Source organism: Mycolicibacterium iranicum, from assembly GCF_014190915.1.
GTDB classification, from domain to species: Bacteria; Actinomycetota; Actinomycetes; order Mycobacteriales; family Mycobacteriaceae; genus Mycobacterium; species Mycobacterium iranicum_B.
This window is the reverse complement of sequence record NZ_JACHVU010000004.1, coordinates 259,985-285,735: the sequence shown is the minus strand read 5'-3', so window position 1 is coordinate 285,735 and position 25,751 is coordinate 259,985. Positions and strand designations below refer to the sequence as shown.

Below are 25,751 nucleotides of genomic sequence, written 5' to 3'. Positions count from 1 at the left end.
CTGCTCTTCGCGCAAGCGCTCATCGCGCCCGCCCCGCCATCGCGAAGCTGTACCGGATGTGGTCGTTGTGGCCGTCGGGCACCACGAGGAACACGACCGGTTCGCTGCGGTCACGGATCCCGTCGAGATGGTCGGCGACGTCGGCGATGCTCCAGGAGGGGCGGTATACACCGGCGGACTCGACGATCGTGGCCGTGGCCACCCTGCCTGCGAGCGCGATGAACATTTCGCCTGTGACACGGCAGCTTTCGTGCGACAGATAGCCGACCACGGGTGCGACGAGCTCCGGCCCCATCGGCGGGTAGGCCGATGTGTCGATCCCTGCGGCCATCCGCGTGACGGCGGCGGGCACGATCACGTTGCTCGTGACACCGTGGGCGGCCCCCTCCATCGCGGCGACGTTGGACAGCCCGATCACCCCCGCCTTGGCGACGGCGTAGTTGGCGACCTCGTGGTTGCCGTACAGACCGCCGATCGACGACGTCAGCACGATGCGGCCGTACCCGTTGTCGCACATGATCGGGAACGCGGGCCGCACGACGTGGAAGGCGCCACGCAGATGTACGTCGAGCACGGCGTCGAAGTCGTCGTAGGACATCTCCGTCAGTGACGCCCGCCGGACGATACCGGCGTTGTGGATCAGGATGTCGACACCGCCGAGATGGGCCACGGCGGCGTCGATGATCGCCTGCCCACCCTCGGGTGTGGCGACGGTGTCGGTACTGGCGACGGCCCGGCCACCGGCGGCGGTGATCTCGTCCACGACATCCTGGGCGGGCGTGCCGTCGGCGCCGTCACCGTCCAGTGCACCGCCGGGGTCGTTGACGACGACGCTCGCGCCGTGCGCGGCCAGCATGAGCGCATAAGCTCTGCCCAGTCCGCGGCCGGCGCCGGTGACGACAGCGACGCGGCCGTCGAATCGAAGGTCAGGCACGTAGCTCAAGTCCCTCGAGGTCGCCCTTGTCCCGCCACTGCGCGATCAGCTCGTCGAAGGCGTAGAACCCGGGTGCATAGAAATCCCCCAGGAACGCCCCGTTACGCACCGCACCCCCGCGGCCCTCGTTGTTGTAATAGCCCGGTGTGCAGGACAATTCGAAGGCAGAGTTGTCGATCGAGAACTCCCGCACGGTCTCGACCCAGGCGTCCTGGCCCTGCTGGGTCGGCTCGACGGTGGTGGCGCCACGGTTCTGCGCCTCGGCGATGATGTAGGCGATGTGCTGGGCCTGCTGTTCGAACATCGCGGTCGTGTTGGCCGAGACGCCGCCCTGGATGAACCCCATGAAGAACTGGTTGGGGAATCCCCGACTCGTCATTCCGTGCAGCGTCTTGTACTCGTTCTGCCAGTGGTCGAACAGCGACACCCCGTCGCGGCCGACGATGCTGTCGATGGCGTACCGGCGACTGATCTCGGTGGAGATCTCGAAGCCGCTGGCGAAGACCACGCAGTCGACCTCGTACTCCACGCCGCCGGCGACGACACCCTTGTCGGTCAGCCGTTCCACGCCCTTGGAGGCCGAGACGTCGACCAGCGTCACGTTGGGACGGTTGAACGACGAGAGGTAGTGCTCACTGGACGTGGGCCGCTTGCACATGAACCGGTAGTACGGCTTGAGCGCCTCGGCGGTGTCGGGGTCCTCGACGATCTCGGCGACGCGGCGGCGCAGCCGCTCCATGATCTTGAAGTCCTCCTCCTCCCGGAACGCCATGATCTGCTCGATGGTCACCGACGCGGGATCCTCGGTGCCGGCGATGCGCGCGGTCAGATTGCGGCCGAGTTCGGTCCAGAAGTCGCACACCAGATCCGGCTCGCCGAACACCACGCCGACGAACGGGGACCAGTTGTGGAAGTTGCGCTTGCGTTCCTCCTGCCAGCCCGGCTGCAGGGACGCGGCCCACTCGGTGTCGGTGGGGGTGTTGACGCGGGCATCCACCGAGGACGGGGTGCGCTGGAACACGAGGAGCTGCTGCGCATCCCGGGCGAGGTGCGGCACCAGTTGGATACCGGTCGCCCCGGTGCCCACGAGGGCGACCCGCTTGTCGGCGAGCTTGTCCAGCCCCCCGTCGGCGTCGCCGCCGGTGTAGTCGTAATCCCAGCGTGCCGAATGGAACACGTGACCACCCGCGGCCGCGAAGTCCTTGATGCCGGGGATACCGGGAAACTTCGGACGGTTGTAGGAACCCTGCGCCATCACCACGAACCGGGCGCGGATGTCGTCGCCCCGGTCGGTGGCGAGCCGCCATCGCTGTGCGGCGTCCTCCCAACGCATGTCGCGGACCTGGGTGGAGAACAGAGCGCCGTCGTAGAGCCCGAAGTGCTTGCCGATGTTGCGGCAGTGCTGGAAGATCTCCGCGCCGTCGGCGAACTTCTTCGACGGCATGAAGTTCAGCTCTTCGAGCAGCGGGATGTAGCAGTAGGCATCGTTGTCGCACTGGATTCCGGGAAAGCGGTTCCAGTACCACACGCCGCCGAAGTCGCCGGCCATCTCGATGACCCGGATGCCCTCGACACCTGCCTTCTTCAGGTAGGCGCCGGCCAGCAGCCCCGCGAAGCCACCGCCGAGGATCACGACGTCGACGTCCTCGGTGATCGGATCACGTTCGGCGACCGTGGTATACGGGTCGACCTCGTAGAAGTCGGCGTACTCCCCCTCAAGCTCCAGGTACTGGTCGGCGCCGTCGGTACGCAGACGCTTGGCGCGTTCGGCGGCGTAGCGCTCCTGCAGCGCGGGGATGTCGATGTCGGTGGGCGTGTCGGTCGGCCCGCACGCATTCTCGGTGGTCGTCAATGTGGTCTCCTCGTCGGTGTTTCGGTGTCGCCGGTCATCGTGAGCGTGACCAACTACACCGAAATCGCTCTACAGCGCTCGGGGTTCGCCGGTTCCCATGTACTTGGACAGCTGCAGGTGCAGGTTCACGGTGCTGCGTTCGCGGTACGGGTTGGGCAGTGTGCCGGGGAAGCCGGCCGACTTCATGCCCTGCTGCACGGCCGCCATGTTCGAGAAGTCCTGCGGCAGCACCGACAGCCAGTTCGGCGAATCCTTCGGCGTGTACGCCCACTCCGTCTGGGGCTCGGCGCCTTTCGGATACAGCTCGAACACCGCCACCTCGAAGATGCACTTGTTCGGGTCATAGCTCGGATCGGGCCGGGCCGAGTAGCACAACGCGCTCGTCAACCCCTGCCCGACCTGGAAGTTCGGGAAGATCTGCCACGCCGTGCCGCTCTGCCCCAGGATGTCCGGCGGGATGGTCGGCCAGACCACACCGCGGGCCTCGTCGTCTCGGCGCGCGGAGGCCAGCCAGTGCTGCAGCACCTCGTCGGCGGGGGTTCCCTCGGGGAGCTCGTCGACCAGGCGCTTGGCGGCGTTGACCAGCGTCTGCGTGGTCGTGGCGTTGGTCTCTTCCATCGTGTACACCTGCATCTCCGCGGTCGAGATTCGCGGATCGCCGGTCCCCAGACGGATCTTCGACTTCGTCTCGTCCATGCCCTTGGGCGCGTCGTAGCCGATGTTGCTGTGTCTGCCCTGCGCTTTCGCCCAGCCCTTGAACTCGCCGAACTTATTGAACTCCGGGTGGGTGGTGAACACGTGGTAGGTCTCGTTGAAGGCCTCCATGGCGACCTTCCAGTTGCAGTCGAAGTACAGCCACTTGCGCCACTTGTAGCGCATGTTCTCCAGACCGAACGGATCGAGGATCTTGGCGGCCGGGAACAGATAGTCGGCCAGCGGCTCGCAGTGCGGGTCCATGTTGACGAACAGCCACCCGCCCCAGGTGTCCACCTGCACGGGCGCCAGATGGGTGTTGGCCGGAGTGAGCGTGCCCTTCCAGTCGTCCTGCTCGCGGATGTGCGTGCAGGCGCCGTCCAATCCGTAGGTCCAGCCGTGGAATCCGCAGACGAACGACTTGCGCGCCCGGCCAACGGCGTTCTTGGCGCCCTCGGGAGTGTCGACCAGTTTGCGGCCGCGGTGCATGCACACGTTGTGATGTGCGGCAAAGGAATCCGGTCCCGTTCGGACGACGATGATCGAGTCGTCGAGGATGTCGTAGGTCAGGTAGCTACCGACCTCGGGGATCTCCTCGACGCGGCCGACCTGCTGCCACACCTTGCGCCACAGCCTGTCCCGTTCGGCGCGGGCGTACTCCTCGCTGATGTAGGCCTCGACCGGGATGGTCATCGAGTCCGACAGGTCTTCGGCGATCTCGCCGGTCGAATCATCGGGGTCGGCCTCGACCTCGATCGCGGCGTCCAGATCGGATTCGGTGTGGGTCACGTGATCGTCCTTCCAGTGCCGTCCGTCAAAGCAGTGCAGTCCACCAATTCAGTGCCGTCCATCAATGCAGTGCCGTTCATCAATCAGTGCCGTCCATCAATGCCTGCTGATGGCATCTCGGAAGGACTCGTCTTTCAGGAACAGCGACGTGTTGTCCGCGCCGAGGTGCGTCCACTTCAGGTTGAGCCCGCCGTCGACGAGCAGCGTCTGCCCGGTGATGTAGCTCGACAGGTCGGACAGCAGAAAGAGGATCGCGCCCGCCTGTTCTTCGGGCGTGCCGCGCCGCCCCATCGCGATGGCGGTGCGGTCGCGATCGGGATCGTCGTCGACGTAGGTCCGGGACGCCGCTGTTTCGGTCACCCCGGGTGCGATGGCGTTGACGCGGATTCCGTCCTGCGCGAGTTCGACCGCCATCGTGCGGGTCATCGCGACGATGGCGGCTTTGGCAGTTCCGTAGGCGATGTGGAACGGGGCGGTGTTCATACCGCTGATCGACGAGATCGACACAATCGAACCGAAACCGCCGGCACTCCGGATCTCTGCGGCGACGGCCTGGCTCATGAAGAAGGCCGTCTCCAGATTCGCGGCGAACAACGCTCGCCAATCCTCCCGGGTGACCCGGGTGGAGGGCATCCATGTCGACGGTGCCGCACCCCCGGCGACGTTGACCAATCCGTAGAGCGTCCCGTCCATCCGGCGCGCCGTGTGGAGGACCGCCGCGATGCCGTCGTCGGTGGACGCGTCGGCGACCACGGGCACGACCGGCAGCCCCTGGTCGGCCAGCGGGGTCACGTGCTCGTCGAGGTTGGCTGCGGAGCGACTGACCGCGACCACCGTCGCCCCGGCCTCGGCGGCCGCGCGCGTGATCGTCGTTCCGATGCCGCCGCCACCGGCGCCGGAGACGACGACGATGCGCCCCGCCAGATCGATCGTGATACTGGCAGTCACGTCACTTGTCCGGACAAATAATGGTGCTCTGCATATTGCAGAACACTATTCCGCAGCGGTTATGTGGGCGTCAAGGGCGCTGCCGGCACTCGTGCGCCGCTATTGTCTGGACCAGCCCGGCTTGCTAACGTCCGAGCTCATGAATGCCCGGTATTCCGCGAAGGACGCGGTGACGGCCGAAGGTTGGCGACTGGAGCGGCTTACCGCGGCGAGCAGACTCTTCGGCGCCAACGGCCTGCGCACGGGGCCCGACGGCCGTATCTATGTCGCCCAGGTGACCGGCAGCCAGATCAGTGCGCTGGACCTCGCGTCCGGTCATGTCGACACGGTCAGCGCCAAAGGGGGCGACATCATCGCCCCTGACGACGTCGCCTTCGGGGACGACGGCACCCTCTTCGCCACCGAGGTGATGGACGGCCGGGTCAGCGCCCGCGACCCCTCGGGGCGCACCCGGGTCCTGCGCGACGACCTGCCGTGCGCCAACGGCATCACCGTGCACCAGGGCCGGCTGTTCGTCGGTGAGTGCCGTGACGGCGGACGCCTCATGGAGTTGCCGCTCGACGGAGGCCTGCCCCGAATCCTGGTGGACAATCTGCCGTCGCCGAACGCGATGGAGGTCGGCCCCGACGGGCTCCTCTACTACCCCCTGATGACCGCCAACGAGATCTGGCGGGTGGATCCCGTCCCGGACGGCCGCGCAGAACCCGAACGGGTCGTCGGCGATCTCGGCGTTCCCGACGCGGTGAAGTTCGACGCCGACGGGTTCATCGTCTCCACCCAGGTGGCGACCGGGCAGGTCCTGCGCATCGATCCGCGCAACGGCGAGAAAACCGTTCTGGCACAGCTCTCTCCGGGCCTCGACAATCTGACGTTCGTCGGCGATCGGCTGTTCGCGTCGAACTTCACCGGAGAGATCACCGAGATCCTCTCGGGGGGAGGTACCTCCACCGTTCTGCCGGGTGGCCTGAACTGGCCGCTGGACCTGACGGTCTCCGACGGCCGCCTCTACGTCGCCGACGGCACCTACTTCTACGTCGTCACCCCCGATGGCGGGCTGCAGACCGTCGGGATGTTGTTCTCCCCCGGCTATCCCGGCTTTCTCCGAGGCGTGGCGGCGGTGGGCGACGACGAGTTCGTCGTCACCACCTCCGGCGGGCAGGTGGCGAGGTACCGGCCGGGCGCGGGCGAAACAGATTTCCTGGCAACCGACTTCGACCAGCTCTACGGCATCGACGTGGATCGGGACGGCACCATCGTGTTCGCCGAGCTCGGCACCGGACGCGTGCTGAGCCTGCGCGGCGGCACCGTCGAGGCCGTGGGGACCGGCCTTCGCGAGCCGGTCGGTGTCGCGATGGAACACGGCGGCCACGTGCTGGTCGCCGAATCGGGCGGCGGCCGGGTGGTGCGCCTGGGCCCCGGGGGCGCCGACACCGTGGTCGACGGACTTCAACGGCCGCAGGGCATCCACGTGCGCGGCAGGCACCTCTACGTCGTCGATGCAGGAGCGAAGGAACTCGTCGAGGTCGACCTGGACACCGCGACGCGGAGCACGGTGGCCTCGGGGTTGCCCGTCGGGGCACCGCCCGGGGTCGAGCCGAAACCGCTGCGAGGGATGCCGCCGTTCTCCGGACCCCAGGGGCCCTTCGCCGGAGTCACCTCGGGACCCGACGGCACGCTGTACGTGTCGGCCGACGGCGACGGGAGCGTCCTGGCGGTCCGCCGCACATGACGACGGCCGCGGACCACCGCTACCTGCAGGTGGCGCGCACGCTGCGCAAGGAGATCGTCGACGGCGTCTACCCGGTGGGCTCGCAGCTGCCCACCGAACACGAGTTGTGCCAGCGATTCGCCGTCAGCCGCTACACGATCCGCGAAGCGCTGCGCCGTCTGCGCGACGACAACCTCGTGGAGTCCCGGCCGCGCGCCGGCACCCTGGTGGTGCCGCGACCCGGCACGAACTCCTATGCCCAGGACGTCGTCGCGATCGACGACCTGCTCGCCTTCGCGCAGGGGGCGCAATTCGCCATCGAGACCAATGCGATGGTGACCGTCGACAGCGCGCTGGCGGACCGGACCGGGCTGGCTCTGGGATCGGAATGGCTTGCGGTGACCGGCTTTCGGCGCGCCGACGATCACACCGCGCCGATCTGCCGCACCGAGTACTTCATCAACCGCAGCTTCGCGGCCGTGGGCCGGCTGCTGCAGCGCCACACGGGCCCGATCTTCCCGTTGATCGAAGACCTCTTCGGCGTCAGCGTCGTGGAGGTGCACCAGGAGATCTCCGCGGTCGTCCTCGACACCGACCTCGCGCACCGGCTGAGGACCGAGGCGGGCACCGCCGCGCTGCAGATGCAGCGCACGTACACGACGTCCGACGACGAGGTCGCCCAGGTGACGATCAACACCCATCCGGCTTCACGGTTCCGGCATGCGATGACGATGCGGCGCGTTCGGGATGCGCTGTGACCCTGCGCCGGGAACGCCGGTGACCGGCACGCTGGCCGACGCCCTGCGGGAGGCTGCCGAGGCCACCCCTGACCGGGTGCTCCTCCGCGACGATGTCGCTGAGCTGAGCTGCATTCGGCTTCTTACTGCGGCGACCTCGCTGGCGCACGCCCTGCTGCGGCGCATGCCGGTGGGCAGCGTGGTGTCGTTCTCGGTGCCGAATTGGCATGAGGCCGCGGTCATCTACCTCGGCGCGACGCTGGCCGGCATGGTCGTCAACCCGATCCTGCCGTCCCTGCGCGATCGCGAGCTCTCCTTCATCCTCGCCGACGCCGACAGCCGCGCCATCTTCATCCCGGAGACGTTCGGCGGTCACGACTACGCCGCGATGCTCGACCGCGTGGTGCCCGGTCTCCCGTCGGCGCCCGAGGTCGTCGTCGTGCGCGGTGGACCGGACCGTCTGTCGCTGGCGGATCTCCTGGCTGAGCCGCAGGACGGCACCCTGCCGACGCTCGACCCCTCGGACACTCGGATGATCCTGTACACCTCCGGCACCACGGGCCGACCGAAGGGGGTGCTGCACACCCACCGATCGCTCGGCGCGCTCATCGCCCAACTCGGCCGGTACTGGCGCATCGACCCGGGTGACACCTTCCTCGTGCCGTCGCCGATCGCACACATCGGGGGGTCGATCTACGCTTTCGAGTGCCCGCTGCTGCTGGGCACCACGGCGGTGCTGATGCCGCGGTGGGAGCCCGACGCCGCGGTCGCCCTGTTCCTGGAACACCGGTGCACGCACATGGCCGGTGCGACACCATTTCTCGACGGACTCCTGGCCGCGGCCGAGCGTGCGCAGACCCGGCTCCCGGACCTCAAGGTCTTCATCTGTGGCGGCGCCTCCGTCTCACCGTCGTTGATCCGGCGCGCCACAGAGTATTTCGAGAACGCGGCGGTGAGCCGCGTCTACGGCTCCACGGAGGTGCCCGTGACCACCGTCGGCTCCCTCGATGACGTCGACCGGGCCGCCGACACCGACGGCAGGCCGGGCATCGCCGAGGTCAGAGTCGTCGACGGCGAGATCCGCGCCCGCGGGCCGCAGATGCTGTCGGGATACCTGCATCCCGAGGACGATCGCGGATCCTTCGACGACGCGGGGTTCTTTCGCACCGGGGATCTCGGACACCTCACCGACGACGGCCACCTCGTCGTGACCGGGCGGGCCAAGGACATCATCATCCGCAACGGCGAGAACATCTCGCCCAAAGAGGTCGAGGACATCCTCGTCACGCATCCGCTGATCGCCGAGATCGCGGTTGTCGGGGTGCCCGACGACCGCACCGGGGAGCGCGCCTGCGCCGCCATCGTGCCCGCCGGAGACACGGCCCCCGCCGTTACCGACCTGGCGCGGTACCTGGCCGACCGCGGTGTGGCGAAATTCAAGGCGCCCGAACAGATCGTGCTCGTCGAGGCGCTTCCGAAGAACGATGCGGGCAAGGTGCTCAAGCACGCGATCAGAGCTGACGTGGTCAAGGAGTCATGACATGCAGGTAGCTATCGTCACCGGCGCGAGCAGCGGGATCGGGTTCGGTTGTGCGACAACGCTCGCCGACCAGGGTATGGCAGTGCTGGGCACCGGACGCGATGCGGACCGGTTGGCCGAGCTGGAGCAGGTGTCGGACCGGATCGCCACGCTGGCCGTCGACCTGACCGCCGACGACGCACCGCAGAAAATCGTGTCGGCCGCTCTGGAGCGTTGGGGGCGCATCGATTTCCTGGTCAACAACGCGGGGATCGGCAGCCCTAAACCGCTGCACGAGACCGACGACGACACCCTCGACCACTTCCTCGGCATCATGCTGCGGGCACCCTTCCGACTGGCGCGTGACGTGATCGTCCACATGCAGCCCGGCTCGGCCATCATTAACATCACCTCCACATTCGCGGTCGTCGGCGGGCTACGCGGCGGGGCCTACTCCGCGGCGAAGGGCGGGCTCACCGCGCTCACCAACCACATCGCGTGCCAATACGGTGCACAGGGAATCCGCTGCAACGCCGTCGCCCCCGGGGTGACGCTCACCCCGATGGTGGCCACCCGGCTGGAGGACGAACGCTTCCGCAAGATCAACACCGAGATGACACCGCACCAGCGGCTCGGCCGGGTCGAGGACATCGCCTCCACTGTGGCCTTCCTGTGCTCTGACGGAGGAAGTTTCATCAACGGTCAGACGATCGTCGTCGACGGCGGGTGGAGCTCGACCAAGTACCTCTCCGACTTCGCACTGAACTCCGACTGGGTGGCGCGTTGAACCTGTTCGCCCTGCTGGACCAGACCGCGTCCCGCCACGGTGACCGGGGCGCGGTGTATCACGGTGAGCGTCAGGTGCACACGTGGACGTCGCTGCGGGAGCGGTCGTTGCGGTTGGCCGCGTCGCTGCGCGCCCTGGGGCCGGGCGTCCGGATCGCCGTCGCCACCGAGAACTGTCCGGAGATCGTGGAACTCATGTTCGCGATCTGGGCCGCGGAATGCGTGTTCGTCCCGGTGAACTACAAGCTGCACCCCAAGGAGATGCAGCAGATCCTCGACGACTCCGGCGCAGTCCTGGTCTTCGCGTCGACGGCCATCGGTGACCGGCTGGCGCCGTTGTCCGCCGCCCCGGTCGAGCCGATCGGATCGCCGGCGTACGAAAGCCGTTGCCGCGCCGCGGCCGCACCGGTCCCCCGCACCACCGACCCCGCGTCGCTGGCTTGGCTTTTCTACACCAGCGGTACCACGGGGCGCTCCAAAGGGGCGATGCTGTCGCACCGGAACCTGATGGCGATGACCGTGTCTCATCTCGCCGACTTCGACTCCCCGGACGAGTCCTGCAGTCTCGTGCACGGCGCCCCGATGTCACATGGATCGGGACTGTATGTGCCGCCGTATGTTTCGCGGGGCGCCCGCCAGGTGGTGCCGGCGACCGGGGCATTCGACCCCACCGAGTTCCTCGATCTGTGCGAGCAGCACCCGGGGTGCAGCGCCTTCCTGGCGCCGACGATGGTGGCAAGGCTTGTGCAGACGGGCCGCGCCTGTCCGGCCGACCTCAGGACGATCGTCTACGGCGGCGGCCCGATGTACGTCGACAGCCTCAAGAAGGCCATGGCGGCTTTCGGCCCGGTCTTCGTCCAGCTCTACGGGCAGGGCGAAGCACCGATGACGATCACCGGACTGCGGCGGCAGGACCATGTCGATGCGCCGGATGCGGTGCTCGGGTCGGTCGGTTATGCGCGCTCCGGTGTCGACGTCGCGGTGCTGGGTCCCGACGGGAGCCCGGCCGGGGTGGACGAGATCGGGGAAATCGTGTGCCGCGGCGACGTCGTCATGTCCGGATACTGGCAGAACCCCGCCGCCACTGCGGCGACGCTGCAGGACGGCTGGCTGCGGACCGGAGACATGGGGTCGTTCGACGCGCACGGGTACCTCACCCTGCGCGACCGCTCGAAGGATGTCGTCATCAGCGGGGGCAGCAACATCTACCCACGCGAGGTGGAGGAGGTGCTGCTCGAACATCCCGCGGTCGTCGAGGCGGGTATCGTGGGCGCCCCCGACGAGGAGTGGGGCGAGATCGTCGTGGCGTTCATCGTCGGGGACGTGTCCGTCGCCGATCTCGACGCCCACCTGCTGGACCGGATCGCGAGGTTCAAGCGACCGAAGCGCTACGAGTTCGTCGACGAGCTGCCGAAGAACAGCTACGGCAAGGTGCTCAAGAGGGAGTTGCGAGCCCGCTTGGGGTGAGGCCGGAGATCGCACCCCGGATCGTCAGCAACCGGCCTGCACCTCCCGTCGTCCCGCCCGCACGACGGTCCCGCCCGGATCGTCGCGGGCCGGCCACGCGGAAAGTCGGGCGTCCAAGCGCCGCAGCAAAGTCACTTACCACGTTACGATGGCAGCGTGGGTGGGGTCCGGGCCGGAGGGGCCGCCAAGAAACGCGCCCAGATGTGGCCCGGAATCGCGACGCCGACTCTGTGGGGCCGCACTGCCGGCGCGTGCTTCGTCCTGGGTGGCGTGCTCGTCGGCGCGCTCACCTGGCTGGCGCCCGGTCACTTCGACCATGCCGGTGTCCAGTACGCCAACGCCGCCCTCGCCACGTTCCTCGGCGTGTGCGTGCTGTTGACCGGATACCGGGTCGCGCTCTGGCAATTCCATGTTCTGGTCGCTGTTGCGACACTGCAGATCACGGTGTCGGTGATCGCAGCGACGGGCCCGGCCGCGGTCTCCTTCGCGACGCTCTACGCCTTCGTCGCCTGCGCCGCGTTCTTCGTCGCCTGGCCGATGGCGGTGGCCCACCTGACGCTGGCCACGGTGTGCTGCATGGCCGCGCTGAGCACGGCGTCCGATGTGCCGTGGTGGACGGGTGTGGTCACCTCCGCGACCACGGCGGCCATCGGGGCGATCATCACCATCCTCGGCCGCATCATGTCCAAGGCGGAGTTCGACGACGCGACCCAGGTGCCCAACCGCCGCGGATTCGAGCGGCTGTTCGGCGCGGAGATCGCGCGGGCGGCATCGACCGAGACCGGGCCCGCGGTCGCGCTCCTCTGCGTGGACAACTACTCGTCGATTCACGACGAGTTCGGCGACCGGGCCGGCGACGCGCTGATGCACCAACTCGTCGAGCAGTGGCGCGGGCTGCTGAGTCCGGGCCAAGTCATGGCACGGCGCGGGGACGCGGAGTTCGTGCTGATGTTGCCCGGAACCACCGAGGACGAGGCCTTCGCGCTCGTCCAGAAGCTCCGCGGTGAGACGAACATCGAGTTCTGCGCCGGGGTCAGCGCCTGGGAGTTCGGCGAATCGGCCTCCCCGGTGCTGGACCGCGCCGATGTGGCTCTGCGCCGCGCGAAATCGACCGGCCGCAACCGCACGATGCTCGAGTCCTCGCAGCTGCCGCCGCTGGCGGTCCAGCTCCGCGAGGCACTGGCGGCCGAATCCGTCGGTGTCCGGTACCAGAGCATCGTGCGCCTCGACGAGGACGCCACCATCGTCGGCGTGGAAGCCCTGCTGCGCTGGTCCCCCGAGCTCGGGCCGGATCTCGAAGCGGGCGAGGTGATCCGGGTCGCCGAGGACAACGACCTGATCGCCCCCCTCGACCAGTACGTACTGCGGCGAGCCTGTCTGGACGCCCTGTGGATGCAGGAGCAGGCGCCCGGAACACCGCTCTCCCTGAACGTCAACGTCTCGGGGCTCGAGCTGGTCGAGCAGGGGTACGTCGAGCGGGTGACCGACACGCTGGCGGCGACCGGCTGGCCTGCCGCACAACTGGTCCTGGAGGTCACCGAGACAGTGATCGACGTCGACCGCCCCGCGTCCATCCAGGCCCTGCACGAGCTGCGTTCCCACGGGATCCGGATCGCCATCGACGATTTCGGCACCGGCTATTCGTCGCTGAGCAGGCTGCAGAAGCTTCCGACCGACGTCCTGAAGCTGGATGCCTCGTTCACGTCGTCCATCGATACGGCGTCGGCGTCGACGCTTGCGTTGCTGCACGCGGTCGCCGGTCTCGGCGAGAGCCTGGCTCTTCCGATCGTCGCCGAGGGCGTCGAGACCGAGGACGAGGCGTCGGTGATCCGCAGCCTGGGATTCACCATGGCACAGGGCTACTTCTTCGGCAGACCGCAGACGCGCCAGGACGTGGTGGCGGCAATCGCCGATGCCGCAGCCCGAAAGGCCCTAACCCAGGGCACGATCGGCTGACACGGGCACCGCATCTCGTTGCCGCCCCGCCCCGAACGCACTGACCGCGACGGCGATGTTGCCCTGCCGGGGCAGACCCGTCACGGGGTCGTAGTCGACATCGGTGGGCACCAGTCGGCCCACGTTGGTGCCGTGCTCGCGGAACTCGTCGTCCTCGGTGGGCAGTCCGCCGAAGGCATGGTGCATGGCGACCACGTCGCGGCGCAGTGTGTCGTCGGCTTCCAGGACCGCGGGCACGGTGTCGTGGGAGGAGGAGACGAGCACCGAATCCCCCGACGTCAGCCCGAGGGCAGCCACCGCATCCGGATGCATGTACACCGGATTGAACGGCTTGCCGCGGTTCAACGCCGGCAGTGCCGTGCCCGAGGAGTTCATGAAATTCTGGTGGCGGCGCGGGATGAGGCGGAACGGGAACGCCTCGTCGCTCCGCCCGGCGGCGAAGTCCGTCGCCCTGACGTCGGCGAGCTCGGCCAGGAAGTGGGCGTTTCCGACATCCAGCCGGTCGGTGCAGTCCGCGTCGCGCGGCTGAACCACCGCGTCGACGTCGAAGATGTTGCCGTGCGGGTGGTTACGCACCTCCTCCAGCGGGATCCGTGAGGTCGCGCACATCTGCTCGAACAGCTCCTCGGTGCTCAGATGCGTGTCCTTGTTCATCTGCAGGACGATCGGCGGTGACTCCATGAACCGGCCGCCACCGCCACCGAAGAAGTTGACGAACCACAACTCCAGGTCCATGCGTTTGGCGAGGCCCAGAAAGAACTGCCATTCCTCGATCAGGTCCGATCCCGGCGGGGGATCGACCACCCGCGGCACGTACTGCCCGTAGGCGGCGGGTATTCCGGTGCCGCTGGTGTAGTACTTGATGAGCTCGCTGCCCATCGTCATCGCCGGTGTCTCCATCTGCATCATCGGCGCGATCACGTAATCGGCCAACCGCGACGTCAGGGACATCTCGGTGTCGAGGGTCACCAGCAGCTCCAGACTCTGCAGCGCTCGATGCGTCTTGCGCTGGTCGGGCCATGCCGCCATCGGGTTGCCCCCGATGCAGATCAAGGCCTTCACCTGACCCTCGCCCTCGAGCAGGATCTCGTCGGCCAGTGCCGCGGTCGGCATTCCGCTCACGGTGTCCGTCAACCCACGGACCCGCAGCCGCTCACCGTAGCCCCACCCTTCGTACGGCGGGTGCGGCTGCGCCTTGGCGGTGAACGCCGGCATCAGGGTGTTCGGGCGCGTGACCCGCTCGCCGGCCCGCTGCCATCGACCGCAGATCGTGGTCAGACACAGGCACAGGTATTCGAGGAGGTTCCCGTGCATCGCGAAGTTGGCGCCCGTACCGGCGTTCACCATGCCCCGCGTGACGCCGTGGGTCGCGAACATCCGCGCAGTGTCGCGCAACTGCTCTTCGGGGATGTCCGCGCGCTCGGCGACGTAGGCGGGCGTGAATCCGGCGACCGCGCGGGCGAGATCATCGAAGCCGGTGGCGTTCTCGTCCAGGAACGCCTGATCGTGCCATTTCTCGGCGATGATGATGTGGAGCATCCCGGCCAGGATGGTCACATCCTCGCCCGGACGCGGCTGCAGGTGGATCGCCGCGCGCGCTGCGGTCTGGGAGCGACGCGGATCGATCACGATCAGCTTCATCCCCCGCTCGATCGCCGCCCGCAGATTCTGCGAGGGGTTCTGCCCGGGGATGCCGATGGCCTTGGAGACAAGGGGATTGGTCCCGACCAGCATCCAGCTGTCGGCGTGGTGGAAGTCGACGTCCCCGCCGAGCCAATGCCCGTGGGCCGCCAGTGCGATCTGTTTACCCGGCTGGTCGATGGTGTTGGCGGTGAAGAACATCGGCGACTCGATGCCCCGCATGAAGGCGTTGCCCATCAGCGCCGAGGCCGGGTAGGGCAGGCCGTTGGTGCCCAGGTACATCGCCACCGAGCGCGGGCCGTAGGTGTCGATCAGCTCCGTCAACCGGGCGGCGATCTCGTCCATCGCCTGTTCGGAATCGATCGTCGTCACGGTGCCGTCGGCGTGCCGCTTCCGGCTGTGCAGGAGCCGGTCGGGATTGTTGTGGATCTCGGGCAATGCCCTCCCCTTGATACACGTATAACCCCGGAACATCGGATTGTCCGGGTCACCGGTCACTTTCGTCAGGCGACCGTCGGTGACCGTGGCCAGTACACCGCAGTGAGCCGAACAGATTCGGCAGATCCCCGGCTGGGTCGTCGTTTGTGGCATGAGCCGCACTCCCGCGCTGAGCAGGGCGGCCCGGTGGCCACCCCGTCGGCGTCATGCTAAGCGACTGCACAGCAACGTAGGTCTCAATCGCGTCAAACGTCACCGAGACAGGACGTTCAACCCCCCGGTGCGCGGAGGGCTAGTGAAACGCGACGAATGCCGTGAATCCCGCGACGGGGATGTAAACCAGCGCACCGACGACGAGTAGTGCACCCGACATGAGCCTGATCGGGGCAGTGGCCCGCCGTCCGACCGCTGCGAACATCGCCAGCGCGGCGGACGCCAGAACGATGCTGAGGATCGTCAGCCCCCGAACCGTCCAGCTGCCGCCGGGAGGGTAGCGACCGTCCATCAGTGTGGCGGTCAGGTCATCGCCGGTCAGCACCACGCCGATCGTCACGACCGCCGCGGCGAACAGGCCCAGTGACGCGAACGCAGTCAGTGTCGCCCACCGTGGCGGGGTCGATGTTCGCTGTGCCATCGGTCCATCATGACCCAGCCCGCCCGGACGTCTTCGCACGATTCATGACGAACCGTAGGCAACGGAACGCGTTCGCCGTTCCTCCCCGACCTGGCGGGGCCGAACCGGTGGGCTGGTCTCGACGTGACTGGGCATATCGTGCGCAGCGGGTCACCACATCAGACCGCGACTCGTCTCTGTCAACGGAATGTCCTCCACCGCAACCAGACCCGCGGGCGCCCGACACACCCAGTCGACCGCGTTCACCACTCGCGCAGCGGTCGAGACACAGCCGGCCTCGGTCACGTCGAGCGTCGGATGTGACAGGTGGGTGCTGACCTCGATGCGTGGCTCGCCTTCGACGATCACCCTGTGCACCCCGGATTGTCCGTCGGGCGGGTAGTCCCAGTCCGGCGCTGCCGCCGGCGTCAACCGGGTGGTGTGTTCCACCGTGATGACCGGCACGCCGCCGCGCACGCCTTCGACGGCGAAGCGGACGCCGGCCAACTGCCCGGGCTCGACAGTCAGCATCGTGCACTCGATGCGCTGGTCGGAATACCACGGCTCATAGCGCTGACGGATGTCGTCGAGTTCCACGTCGAGGTGGTGCGCAAGATTGCGCACCAAGCCGCCGAACATGGCGGTGATGACCCCCGGCTGAAATGCCATCGGGAGGTCATCGTCCGGCGTGGTCCCGAATCCCATTGCGGTTCCGGTGTATTCGTAATCGTCGTAATTCCCGTAGTCGAAGATCTCGGCGACCGTCACCGACTCGGCGCGGATCACCAGGCTCAGCGCAGCGTGCACCGCGGTGTCACCTGAGTAACCCGGGTCGATTCCGTTGACGTACAACGACGCGTTGCCGGCCTGACAGGCCTGCTCCAGCGGGCCGCGCAGCCAGTGATCGGCCTGCCGCGGGGTCACCAGCCACACCATCGACGTGCCGACGACATTGATACCGGCGGCCAGGATGCGGGACATCTGCTCGATGGCTTCCATCGGGCGCGTCTCCCCCAGCGCCGTGTACACCACGCAATCCGGCTTCAACGCGATCAGCGCGTCGAGGTCGTCGGTGGCGATGATGCCCGTCGGATCCGTCAGCCCACACAGGTCTGCGGCGTCGCGACCGATCTTCTCCGCGCCGGACGCATGCACCCCCACCAGTTCCAGGTCGGGGCGTCCGATGATGGCCCGCAGCGAGTGCCGGCCGACATTGCCCGTGGAGAACTGCACCACTCTGCGCATGGTCGAGGTGTCCGTTTCTGCTCAGTAATCGGGGATCGGCAGCGGCGAGTTGTTCGAGTCGATCCCGCCGTCCACATGGAACGTAGCGTTCGTCGCATAGCAGTCGCGGGTACTCAGATAAACGCACAGTCGACCGAGGTCTTCGACGTCGCCCAGTCGGTGCAGCGGCGTGGCCTCCTCCATCTTCTCCCGCGAGCCGGGCAACATGTCGAGGCTGCCCTGGAGCCCGTCGGTCGCAAAGGACCCCAACGCGATTGCGTTGACCCGGATTTTGGGTGCCAGCTCCTGCGCCATGGCGCGGGTCAGCGCCTCCAGACCACCCTTGGCCACGCAATACGCCGCCAGAGCCCGGATGCCGAATCGCGCCGACCCCGAGGAGATGTTCACGATGTTCCCGCGCCCCGCCTCGATCATGTGGGGCGCCACGAGTTGGCTCATGATGAAAGCCGAGGTGACACACCAGTCGAACGTGTGCTTGAAGTCTTCGTCGGTGATGTCGAGGAATCGCGCATAGGTGGAACCGCCGACGTTGTTGATCAGGATGTCGACACGGCCGAACTGCTCCATCGCGGTGTTCACGACGCGTTCGCCGTCGGGGCGGCTGATCGCGTCGGCCACGACCGCCACACCCTTGCCGCCCGAGGATTCGATACCGGCGATCGTGGCGACGATGTCGGATTCCGTGCGCGCCGTGCCGACGATCGTCGCACCGGCCTCGGCCAGGACGCGGGCAATGCCCTGCCCCACACCTTTTCCGGCGCCCGTCACAATCGCGACTTGGCCCTCCAGGTTGAACTGTTCCAGCGCCATGCGCAGCCTCTCCGTCGAGGTGGTCCCGAGCCCCGCCGACATTGCAATCCAGCAGAGAAAGGTCGAGTGGAGCTCTGCTGGAATGCACGTTCGGCGCGGTTCGAAGTAGCCGATTGACTACTTCAGTTTGTTGACTATAGTCAGCGTCCATGAACTTGCCAACGTTCAATCGGAGCCGCGGCGACAGCAGCCCCGCCGTCCCTCGCGCCTCAGCGAGCGGTCTCGACGAGCACATGGAGGCCTCCCAGAGGGCCCAGCGCCAGGCCGACAAGTGGCTCATTTCCGGCAGCCTCCTGATCGGCACCGCGGCACTCGGCATCTTCGGCCTCCCGCTGTTCCTGCGCGGCGTCTGGCTCATGCGCAAAGCGCAGCGCGACGGTCTGAGTGTGCGGCCCATGCTCGTCACACTGCTCGGCTATCTCGTCATCATCGATGCCGCCATCAATACCGTCGGATGGGCACTCGACCTCGTCGCCAACCACACCATCCTGGCCCGAATCCTGTTGAACGGCTGGGGTGCGATGTTCGACGCCGGCTACTTCTGGCATTACAACGAGCTGTGGCTCGGGGGCGCTTCAGGGCCCGGCGAGAAGGCCATGGAAGTCGGCATGATTCTGACCGTCTTCACCATGCGGATCGCTGCGGCCATCGGCTTCCTGCAGATGAAGCGCTGGGGGCAGCAGTGGATGATCATCACGTGCTGGATGGGCATCGTGATCTGGTGCCTGTACGTGTTCAACATGACGATGTACGCCGACGTCCGGTTCGCCGGCGTGGTGCTGCCCGTCGTCGGGTGGTGGCTCTACGACATCTTCTACATCACCCCGTTCCTTGCCATCCCCTACCTGCATTCGGTGAACCGCGAGATCTTTACTGACTGACGTTACTCATTGACTCTCATCAGTAACCGGGATACAAAGGTCAGACCATGACGCCACAGGTGAAGCAATCAGCACGCGAGTTGCGCCGCCTGCAGACGCGCGAACGCCTCCTCGGCGCCGCCATCGCCGAGTTCAAAGCGTCGGGCATGGCGGGGGCTGACGTCGGCGCCATCGTGTCCGCCGCGGGCGTCGCCCACGGCACGTTCTTCTTTCATTTCCCCAGCAAGGAGCATGTCCTGCTCGAGCTCGAAGAACGCGAAGAGTCCCGCATGGCAGACGAATTCGCCCATTATCTCGACGTCACCCACGATCTCGCGACGACACTCACCACGGTCGTCCAACTCGTGACGAACCTCGAGCAGCGTTTCGGCTCAACGCTGTTCAAGGAGCTTCTGGCGCTGCATTTCTCGCCTACCCGGCCCAGCAAGGACGAGTGGATCGACCACCCCATCATCGTCCTGCTGGTCCGCGAGATCGAACGGGCCCGCGGTGACGGCGAGGTCCATCCCGAGGTCGACGCGTTCTACAGCGCCGCGTTCTTCCTCTTGGGCATCTACGGCGTACTCACCACCACCACCAACACCGAACGGCGAGACATCATGCTCACGCAATTGGTCGCCACCGCCCGACGTGGATTGGAAATCCGATGAAACACACTGACATGAGGGAGAACTGACGTGGGTGGCTGGATCTGGGAGATTCTCCGTTACGTTGCCGCCTGGGGCGGTACCGGTTTGATCATCTGGTTCTGGTACTGGATGTTCTCCAACATCGGCACCTTCTGAGGTTCCACGCAGACGATGTCCGAACTCTCCGATACCCACGCCCTGGCGACAGAGCGCAGCTGCGCGCTGACCGCCGTGGCGCTCAGTGGTCACCGCCGGTCCGGCGCACGCCTGGTCAGCGGCCAGCACCGCGGCTTCGGTCTGAGTTCGCTGCTCGACGTCGTCCACGTCCCTCACCCACTGCCCCAACGGGATTGGACCCGACGCACCGTCACCTGCGGCATCGCGCTGCAGTGCTCGCCGTCCAAGGACCGGATACTCGACTACCGGCTCAACGAATTGTCGGTTCGCGAACTGGTGGCGCTGGCGCTGGTCGAAGGCTCTGTGGCGCTGGGCTGGGTGACACAGAACTGGCCCGGCCTCGTCCCTGAACTCCGCCGGGTGCTCCCGGAGCTCGAACCTGCAGACGCCGACACCGACGGCAAAGAGATGATCAGCCGCGCCGTCGCGCTCGCCCGCACGTCACAGCCGCTCCACCTCGACCCGCTGCTGGGCGCTCTGCCGAAGTCGTACGTCGCCCCACAGGGTCTGACCGACAAGCTGCGTCGATCCTTCGGGCGCCTGCCGTGGACCACCGCACAGAAGCGCATGCCCAACGCCCATTCCATGCCCGCAGGCGGCGATGGCGGAGTGCGCAATCCGAACCTGCCGCCGCCGAGCAGGCCCCAGGACAACGATCTCGACATCACGCCCGACCACAGGCCCGGCATCCCGTACCCGGAGTGGAACGCGTGGACGGAAAGCTTCATGCCAGGCCACGTCGCTGTGCTCGAACACGCGCACAGCAGCCGCGACCGCCCACCCGGCGCCGTGGCCGTGGACGTCCGGAAGTGGTTCGAGCAGAACACCCATCGTGCGATGAAGAACCGTCTCGAAGACGGATCCGATCTCGACGTCGACGAGTATGTCAATCACTACCTCGATCTGACGACGGGTGAAGCCGTCGAGCCGCGACTCTTCCGCGAACTGCTGCCCAGCAGCCGCGACGTCACCACCGCGGTGCTGCTTGACGGCAGTTCGTCGCTCGGCGTGCACGGTGGCGCGATCTTCACACTCGAGCTGTCGTGCGCCGACGCCCTGTCACGCGCGATGACCTCGGCCCGGGAGCGGCACGGCATCTTCACCTTCACCGGCAACACCCGCCACCGCGTGGAAGTCAGTTGCCTCAAAGATTTCGAGGAACGCCGTTTCGTCCCGCCCGGCAGCCTCGGCCTGTCGACCGGGGGCTACACCAGACTCGGTGCGCCCCTGCGACATCTCACGAGCCGGCTGCTGGCGCAGCCGTCCGAAAGGCGGCTGCTGATCGTCATCGGTGACGGCCTGATCTCCGACGAGGGCTACGAGGGCCGCTACGCCTGGGCCGACGCGGCGCACGCCGTGGAAGAAGCCAACGATGCCGGCGTCGCCATGTACTACGTCGGGGTCGGACCCACCCGCGTCGACCCGCTGCCGGAGGTGTTCGGCCCCAAAAGGTCTCAGCGTATCCGCCGCGTGGAAGAGCTTCCCCGCGTGCTCGCACACGTCCACAGAGAGCTGGTATCAGCGTGACAGACAACTACTCGGCCAACGGCAACGAGGTCCGGCTGTTCGAGCAGGCCTACCGCCAGCACTTGCCCGTGATGCTCACCGGCCCGACCGGCTGCGGCAAGACCCGGCTCGTCGAGCACATGGGCACCCTGCTGCAGCGGCCCGTCATCACCATCAGCTGTCACGACGACCTGACCAGCTCCGACCTCGTCGGACGGTTCATGGTCACCGGCGGGGACGTCGTGTGGACCGACGGCCCGCTCACCCGCGCGGTCAAGGCCGGCGCGATCTGCTATCTCGACGAGGTCGTCGAGGCACGACACGACTCCCTTGCCGTCCTGCACTCCCTCACCGATCACCGCCGCACCTTGTATCTGGACCGTGCCGGCGAAGTCGTCACCGCACCGGAGACGTTCATGCTTGTCTGCTCCTACAACCCGGCCTACCGCAGTTCGCTGAAGGAACTCAAGCCGTCGTTCCGGCAGCGGTTCGTCACGCTGCCGATGCACTACCTGCCACCGGAGCGCGAAGCCGCGGTCATCGTCGCCGAATCGGGCGTCGCGTTCGCGTCCGCCCAGCGGCTGGTGCATTGCGCCACCGCGATCCGCACTGCGGACCAGGCCTTCCACTTCGAGCCGCCCTCGACACGGGTGCTCGTCACAGCGGCACACCTGATCACCGCCGGTGCAACGGAACTGGAAGCCGCCGAGGCCTGTGTCCTCGCGCCCCTGTCGAGCGACGGCGCCATCACCGAAGGACTCCGCGAGGTGGCCGCCGCCAGCCTCGCTGACGCCGACAGCTCAAGCATCTAGGGAAGGACGCCGTCATGGTGGATCAGAAAGAGAAGAAGCGTAAGAAGGCGCTCATCATCCTGCAGGTCGTCATCTACGGCTACCTATTCACGATGTTCTGCATTCAGCTCTATATGTCGTTCGCCCGCGGCTGGTGGGAGCTGTGAACCTTCCTCTGCTGAACCGGAAGTCGGGGAGCAAGGTCGGCGGGCGGGCGGGCGGAAAGGTCACAGCCGGCGTCCCCGTCGAAGGTTCGGTCAATCTCGAAGAACACCACGAACAGTCCCGCCTCGCACAGCGACGGGCCGACAAATGGATGATCGTCGGCGCGGGCCTGATGGGCTGCTGGGCGCCTGGGCTGATCGGATTCCCGATCTTCATGCGCGGGGTGTGGCTGCAACGCGAGGCACTGCGCGCCGGGTATTCCGTCCGCCCGATGATCGTGACGCTCATCGGCTACCTGACGCTGATCGACGGCATGCTCAACAGCCTCGGTTGGTCCCTCGACCTGGTCGCCAACCACACGCTGATCAACCGGGTGTTGATGGTCGGCTGGGGCGGCATGTTCGACGCCGGCTATTTCTGGCACTACAACGAGGCGTGGATCGGGGGTGCCGCCGGACCGGGCGAGAAGTCCATGGTGTTCGGGATGATCCTGACGGTCTTCGCGATGCGGTGCGCCGCGGCGATCGGATTCCTGCAGATGAAGCGCTGGGGCCACCAGTGGATGATCATCACCTGCTGGATGGGTGTGCTCATCTGGTGCCTCTACGTGTTCAACATGACGATGTACGCCGACGTGCGATACGCGGGTGTCGTGTTCCCGGTCATCGGGTGGTGGCTCTACGACATCTTCTACATCACCCCGTTCCTCGCAATCCCGTATCTGCACACCGTGAACCGCGAAATCTTCTCGGATTAAGGAGTATCACCGTGACGAGCACTGAAGAGAAGACCGACGACCTGCCCCCCGGCACGACGCCGTACTACGCGCGGATGCACCGCTACATCAAGCGTGCGGTGCTCGTGTGTCTGGTCGCCCTCGTCATCGAAGGCGCGTTCACGCTGCCGTTCATGGCGGTCTACTACGGCTACCCGACGCTGAGCCTCACCGAGATCTGCAGTGAGCTGTTGAAGGTCCGCTACTCTGACGATGCGCTGGAATGCCAGGTGCCGTACCCGGCGCTCGGGCCACCAGAAGGCGCCGCGGGCAAGGACACCGCGCAGGACGACTGGGGCATCCAGCCCGTCCCGAAGTACAACCGCATCGGCTGGCGTGAGCTCGTGAAGATCCACGACGAACGCGAAGCCCGCCAGGCCGCCGAACAGCAGGCGGCGCCGTGACCCAGACTCCCGCGCCCCAGACCCCCGAACGGCACGCCGACAACTGGGATCTGCGTCATCCGGATTTCAACGACAACGAGTTCCTGTATGACGTCTACTCGGTGATGCGCGACAAAGCGCCGTTCGCGCACACCGACACCCCGTTCCTCACTGCTACACCGGGCGGAGCCTGGGTCGCGACGCGGTACGCGGAGTGCTACCGGATCCTGCAGGACTGGGAGCACTTCTCCAGCAATCCGACGCCGGAGGGCGCCGAGCAACTCGCCGGAGATCTCGTCATCACACTGGACCCGCCGCGGCAGCAGAAGTTCCGCAAGGTACTCAACCCGTACTTCTCCCCGGCCCGGATGAAGGCGCTGCGCCCCCAGATCAAGGATGAAACCGACCGGCTCATCGACGATTTCATCGAGGCGGGCAGCGGCGACCTTGCCCAGGTCGCCTGGCGGCAACCCGGGATCGTGTTCTTCAAATATCTGCTCGGCATGCCGATCGAAGACGTGCCCCTGTGCGTCGAGTTGACCGATACCGCACTCAACGGCGTGACCGAGGAAGCCCGAATGGGCGCGTGGGGTGGCCTGTACCAACATCTCGCCGACGCGGTGACCGCACGCATGGAGCAGCCGCCTCGCGACGACATGATCGATGTCCTGCTCTCTGCGGAGATCGACGGCGAGAAGCTCACGTTCGGCGACGTCGTGTCCAACGCGATGCTGCTGGTGCAGGCCGGGCTCGAAACGACGGCAAGCGCAATGTCCTTCGCGTTCCACTACCTCGGCACGAAGCCTGACGAACGGGATCGTCTCATCGCTGACCCCGAGATCGTTCCCCGCGCCGTCGAGGAGTTCATCCGCTACGCCGGGTCGATCCATGGCATCCCTCGGACGGTCACCACCGACGTCGAGCTCAGCGGACATACGTTCTGCCCCGGGGAATCCGTAGTGGTCAACTACGCGTCGGCCAACCGCGACTCGGAGATATTCCCCGACGCCGACCGCTGCGTTCTCGATCGCCGGGAGAACCGCCACCTCGGTTTCGGTGCCGGTGTGCACAGGTGCCTCGGCTCGAACCTGGCCCGTCTGGAGTTTCAGGTCGCGGTGGAGCAGGTACTCGACCGCCTGCCCGACTTCGTCCTCGACGCCGGTACCGGCGCCGTGTTCCACGGCAACTCCGTCACCCGCGGGTTCCGTTCGGTCCCGGTGACTTTCACCCCTGGTCCGGTGTCCGGCGCATGACCTTGCGGATCGTGCAGTGGACGACCGGCAACGTCGGGACGAAGTCGGTGCACGCCGTCGTCGCGAACTCCGACCTCGAGCTCGTCGGGTGCTACGCCTGGTCGCCCGAGAAGGTGGGCCGCGACGTCGGTGAGCTCTGCGGGATCGCCCCCCTCGGCGTGACCGCGACCGATGACGTCGACGCGCTGCTGGCGCTGCAGCCCGACTGCGTGGTCTACAACCCGATGTTCGCCGACGTCGACGAGCTGGTGCGGATCCTCGGCGCCGGCATCAACGTGGTGACCACCTCCGAGTTCATCACCGGGCACGGCCTGGGCGCTGACCGTGACCGCGTCGCCGACGCCTGCACACGCGGTGGCGCAACCATTTTCGGCAGCGGCATCAATCCCGGCTTCATCCAGTTGTTCGCCGTCGTCACCGCCGGCATCTCCGACCAGGTGGATCGGATCTCCATCGTCGAGTCGTTCGACACCACGATCTACAACTCCCCGGCCACTGAGATCCCCATGGGGTTCGGCTACCCCATCGACCATCCCGACCTGCACGCGGTCACCGAGAAGGGCTCGGGGATCTTCCGGGAGGCGGTGCTCCTGGTCGCGGATGCCCTCGGCGTCGAACTCGACGACGTGCGGTGCGAGGCCGAGTACGCCCAGACCACCGAAGACCTTTCGCTGCCGGGCGACTGGACCATCGGGGCCGGCTGCGTCGCCGGCATCGACGTCCGCTGGATCGGCGTCCTCGGCGGTCGCGACGTCATCGAAATCCGCGGCATCTGGACGAAAGGTCAGGCGCTGGAGCCGGCGTGGTCGACGTCCTTCGGCTACACCGTCACCGTCGAGGGTCGGCCGACGATCACGAGCACACTGAGCTTCGCGCCGCCGGCCGACTTCGTGGCCGAGACGCTCGACGATTTCATCATGCTCGGACTGACCATCACCGCCATGCCCGCGATCGCCGCGATTCCGGCTGTTGTCGCCGCCGCGCCGGGCATCGCCACCTACGCTGACCTGCCGCTACTGCTCCCCCGCGGTGTCCTCCGCACCGCCTCGGCCTAG

General features: G+C 66.9%; 23 protein-coding genes. 15 read left to right on the top strand and 8 right to left on the bottom strand.

Annotated features, from left to right (window positions below):
• Positions 1-19: 19 nt before the first annotated feature.
• The 4 genes from FHR72_RS11690 to FHR72_RS11675 all read right to left on the bottom strand — a co-directional run bounded on the left by FHR72_RS11690 (position 20) and on the right by FHR72_RS11675 (position 5,216).
• Positions 20-934: an SDR family NAD(P)-dependent oxidoreductase gene (locus FHR72_RS11690; RefSeq protein WP_183468130.1), complete on the bottom strand. Its 915-nt coding sequence runs from the start codon at positions 932-934 to the stop codon at positions 20-22.
• Positions 927-2,786 (bottom strand): flavin-containing monooxygenase, encoded by a 1,860-nt coding sequence (locus FHR72_RS11685; protein WP_183468129.1) that lies wholly within the window; start codon positions 2,784-2,786, stop codon positions 927-929. The genes FHR72_RS11690 and FHR72_RS11685 overlap by 8 nt, the downstream gene beginning before the upstream one ends.
• A gap of 69 nt (positions 2,787-2,855) precedes the next feature.
• Positions 2,856-4,268 (bottom strand): aromatic ring-hydroxylating oxygenase subunit alpha, encoded by a 1,413-nt coding sequence (locus FHR72_RS11680; RefSeq protein ID WP_183468128.1) that lies wholly within the window; start codon positions 4,266-4,268, stop codon positions 2,856-2,858.
• Positions 4,269-4,364: 96 nt separating this feature from the next.
• Positions 4,365-5,216, bottom strand: a complete 852-nt coding sequence (locus FHR72_RS11675) for an SDR family NAD(P)-dependent oxidoreductase (RefSeq protein WP_183468127.1) — start codon at positions 5,214-5,216, stop codon at positions 4,365-4,367.
• A gap of 139 nt (positions 5,217-5,355) precedes the next feature.
• Between FHR72_RS11675 and FHR72_RS11670 the strand changes: the two genes are divergently transcribed.
• The 6 genes from FHR72_RS11670 to FHR72_RS11645 all read left to right on the top strand — a co-directional run bounded on the left by FHR72_RS11670 (position 5,356) and on the right by FHR72_RS11645 (position 13,389).
• Positions 5,356-6,945 carry an SMP-30/gluconolactonase/LRE family protein gene (locus FHR72_RS11670; protein ID WP_183468126.1) on the top strand — a complete coding sequence of 530 codons (1,590 nt, stop codon included), beginning with the start codon at positions 5,356-5,358 and terminating at the stop codon, positions 6,943-6,945.
• A complete protein-coding gene (locus FHR72_RS11665; RefSeq protein WP_183468125.1) occupies positions 6,942-7,682 on the top strand; it encodes a GntR family transcriptional regulator in 741 nt (246 codons plus the stop codon). The genes FHR72_RS11670 and FHR72_RS11665 overlap by 4 nt, the downstream gene beginning before the upstream one ends.
• Positions 7,672-9,201, top strand: a complete 1,530-nt coding sequence (locus FHR72_RS11660) for an AMP-binding protein (RefSeq protein WP_221193398.1) — start codon at positions 7,672-7,674, stop codon at positions 9,199-9,201. The genes FHR72_RS11665 and FHR72_RS11660 overlap by 11 nt, the downstream gene beginning before the upstream one ends.
• A 1-nt stretch (position 9,202) precedes the next feature.
• Positions 9,203-9,967 carry an SDR family NAD(P)-dependent oxidoreductase gene (locus FHR72_RS11655; RefSeq protein WP_183468123.1) on the top strand — a complete coding sequence of 255 codons (765 nt, stop codon included), beginning with the start codon at positions 9,203-9,205 and terminating at the stop codon, positions 9,965-9,967.
• Positions 9,964-11,433 carry an acyl-CoA synthetase gene (locus FHR72_RS11650; protein WP_183468122.1) on the top strand — a complete coding sequence of 490 codons (1,470 nt, stop codon included), beginning with the start codon at positions 9,964-9,966 and terminating at the stop codon, positions 11,431-11,433. The genes FHR72_RS11655 and FHR72_RS11650 overlap by 4 nt, the downstream gene beginning before the upstream one ends.
• A 156-nt stretch (positions 11,434-11,589) precedes the next feature.
• Entirely contained in the window at positions 11,590-13,389 is a 1,800-nt protein-coding gene (locus tag FHR72_RS11645) for a putative bifunctional diguanylate cyclase/phosphodiesterase (protein ID WP_183468121.1), read from the top strand.
• On the opposite strand, the gene FHR72_RS11640 is transcribed toward FHR72_RS11645, so the two are convergent.
• The 4 genes from FHR72_RS11640 to FHR72_RS11625 form a co-directional block, all read right to left on the bottom strand.
• Entirely contained in the window at positions 13,366-15,621 is a 2,256-nt protein-coding gene (locus FHR72_RS11640) for a molybdopterin-containing oxidoreductase family protein (RefSeq protein ID WP_183468120.1), read from the bottom strand. The genes FHR72_RS11645 and FHR72_RS11640 overlap by 24 nt on opposite strands.
• Before the next feature lie 139 nt (positions 15,622-15,760).
• Positions 15,761-16,102, bottom strand: a complete 342-nt coding sequence (locus FHR72_RS11635; RefSeq protein ID WP_183468119.1) for a hypothetical protein — start codon at positions 16,100-16,102, stop codon at positions 15,761-15,763.
• Positions 16,103-16,252: 150 nt separating this feature from the next.
• A complete protein-coding gene (locus tag FHR72_RS11630) occupies positions 16,253-17,326 on the bottom strand; it encodes an NAD(P)H-dependent amine dehydrogenase family protein (protein WP_183468118.1) in 1,074 nt (357 codons plus the stop codon).
• A gap of 21 nt (positions 17,327-17,347) precedes the next feature.
• The gene (locus tag FHR72_RS11625) at positions 17,348-18,136 is read right to left on the bottom strand and encodes an SDR family NAD(P)-dependent oxidoreductase (protein ID WP_183468117.1); all 789 of its coding nucleotides are present in this window, start codon (positions 18,134-18,136) and stop codon (positions 17,348-17,350) included.
• Between the two features lie 149 nt (positions 18,137-18,285).
• Between FHR72_RS11625 and FHR72_RS11620 the strand changes: the two genes are divergently transcribed.
• The 9 genes from FHR72_RS11620 to FHR72_RS11585 all read left to right on the top strand — a co-directional run bounded on the left by FHR72_RS11620 (position 18,286) and on the right by FHR72_RS11585 (position 25,751).
• The gene (locus FHR72_RS11620) at positions 18,286-19,017 is read left to right on the top strand and encodes a hypothetical protein (RefSeq protein ID WP_183468116.1); all 732 of its coding nucleotides are present in this window, start codon (positions 18,286-18,288) and stop codon (positions 19,015-19,017) included.
• A gap of 47 nt (positions 19,018-19,064) precedes the next feature.
• Positions 19,065-19,667 carry a TetR family transcriptional regulator gene (locus FHR72_RS11615; protein ID WP_183468115.1) on the top strand — a complete coding sequence of 201 codons (603 nt, stop codon included), beginning with the start codon at positions 19,065-19,067 and terminating at the stop codon, positions 19,665-19,667.
• Positions 19,668-19,817: 150 nt separating this feature from the next.
• Positions 19,818-21,350 (top strand): nitric oxide reductase activation protein NorD, encoded by a 1,533-nt coding sequence (locus tag FHR72_RS11610; protein WP_183468114.1) that lies wholly within the window; start codon positions 19,818-19,820, stop codon positions 21,348-21,350.
• The gene (locus FHR72_RS11605; protein ID WP_183468113.1) at positions 21,347-22,141 is read left to right on the top strand and encodes a CbbQ/NirQ/NorQ/GpvN family protein; all 795 of its coding nucleotides are present in this window, start codon (positions 21,347-21,349) and stop codon (positions 22,139-22,141) included. Before FHR72_RS11610 ends, FHR72_RS11605 begins: the two co-directional genes overlap by 4 nt.
• Before the next feature lie 14 nt (positions 22,142-22,155).
• The gene (locus FHR72_RS26540) at positions 22,156-22,287 is read left to right on the top strand and encodes a hypothetical protein (protein WP_260155985.1); all 132 of its coding nucleotides are present in this window, start codon (positions 22,156-22,158) and stop codon (positions 22,285-22,287) included.
• Positions 22,284-23,042 carry a hypothetical protein gene (locus FHR72_RS11600; RefSeq protein WP_396888430.1) on the top strand — a complete coding sequence of 253 codons (759 nt, stop codon included), beginning with the start codon at positions 22,284-22,286 and terminating at the stop codon, positions 23,040-23,042. Before FHR72_RS26540 ends, FHR72_RS11600 begins: the two co-directional genes overlap by 4 nt.
• 11 nt (positions 23,043-23,053) lie before the next feature.
• The gene (locus FHR72_RS11595; protein ID WP_183468112.1) at positions 23,054-23,464 is read left to right on the top strand and encodes a hypothetical protein; all 411 of its coding nucleotides are present in this window, start codon (positions 23,054-23,056) and stop codon (positions 23,462-23,464) included.
• Entirely contained in the window at positions 23,461-24,696 is a 1,236-nt protein-coding gene (locus FHR72_RS11590) for a cytochrome P450 (protein WP_183468111.1), read from the top strand. The genes FHR72_RS11595 and FHR72_RS11590 overlap by 4 nt, the downstream gene beginning before the upstream one ends.
• Positions 24,693-25,751 carry an NAD(P)H-dependent amine dehydrogenase family protein gene (locus FHR72_RS11585; protein ID WP_183468110.1) on the top strand — a complete coding sequence of 353 codons (1,059 nt, stop codon included), beginning with the start codon at positions 24,693-24,695 and terminating at the stop codon, positions 25,749-25,751. The genes FHR72_RS11590 and FHR72_RS11585 overlap by 4 nt, the downstream gene beginning before the upstream one ends.

What these genes read in the sequence shown, in the direction of transcription:
- FHR72_RS11670 (WP_183468126.1), top strand. Translation starts at nt 5,356, where the DNA reads ATGAATGCCCGGTATTCCGCGAAGGACGCGGTGACGGCCGAAGGTTGG.
- FHR72_RS11665 (WP_183468125.1), top strand. Translation starts at nt 6,942, where the DNA reads ATGACGACGGCCGCGGACCACCGCTACCTGCAGGTGGCGCGCACGCTG.
- FHR72_RS11660 (WP_221193398.1), top strand. Translation starts at nt 7,672, where the DNA reads ATGCGCTGTGACCCTGCGCCGGGAACGCCGGTGACCGGCACGCTGGCC.
- FHR72_RS11655 (WP_183468123.1), top strand. Translation starts at nt 9,203, where the DNA reads ATGCAGGTAGCTATCGTCACCGGCGCGAGCAGCGGGATCGGGTTCGGT.
- FHR72_RS11640 (WP_183468120.1), bottom strand. Translation starts at nt 15,621, where the DNA reads ATGCCACAAACGACGACCCAGCCGGGGATCTGCCGAATCTGTTCGGCT.
- FHR72_RS11635 (WP_183468119.1), bottom strand. Translation starts at nt 16,102, where the DNA reads ATGGCACAGCGAACATCGACCCCGCCACGGTGGGCGACACTGACTGCG.
- FHR72_RS11630 (WP_183468118.1), bottom strand. Translation starts at nt 17,326, where the DNA reads ATGCGCAGAGTGGTGCAGTTCTCCACGGGCAATGTCGGCCGGCACTCG.
- FHR72_RS11625 (WP_183468117.1), bottom strand. Translation starts at nt 18,136, where the DNA reads ATGGCGCTGGAACAGTTCAACCTGGAGGGCCAAGTCGCGATTGTGACG.
- FHR72_RS11620 (WP_183468116.1), top strand. Translation starts at nt 18,286, where the DNA reads ATGAACTTGCCAACGTTCAATCGGAGCCGCGGCGACAGCAGCCCCGCC.
- FHR72_RS11615 (WP_183468115.1), top strand. Translation starts at nt 19,065, where the DNA reads ATGACGCCACAGGTGAAGCAATCAGCACGCGAGTTGCGCCGCCTGCAG.
- FHR72_RS11610 (WP_183468114.1), top strand. Translation starts at nt 19,818, where the DNA reads ATGTCCGAACTCTCCGATACCCACGCCCTGGCGACAGAGCGCAGCTGC.
- FHR72_RS26540 (WP_260155985.1), top strand. Translation starts at nt 22,156, where the DNA reads ATGGTGGATCAGAAAGAGAAGAAGCGTAAGAAGGCGCTCATCATCCTG.
- FHR72_RS11585 (WP_183468110.1), top strand. Translation starts at nt 24,693, where the DNA reads ATGACCTTGCGGATCGTGCAGTGGACGACCGGCAACGTCGGGACGAAG.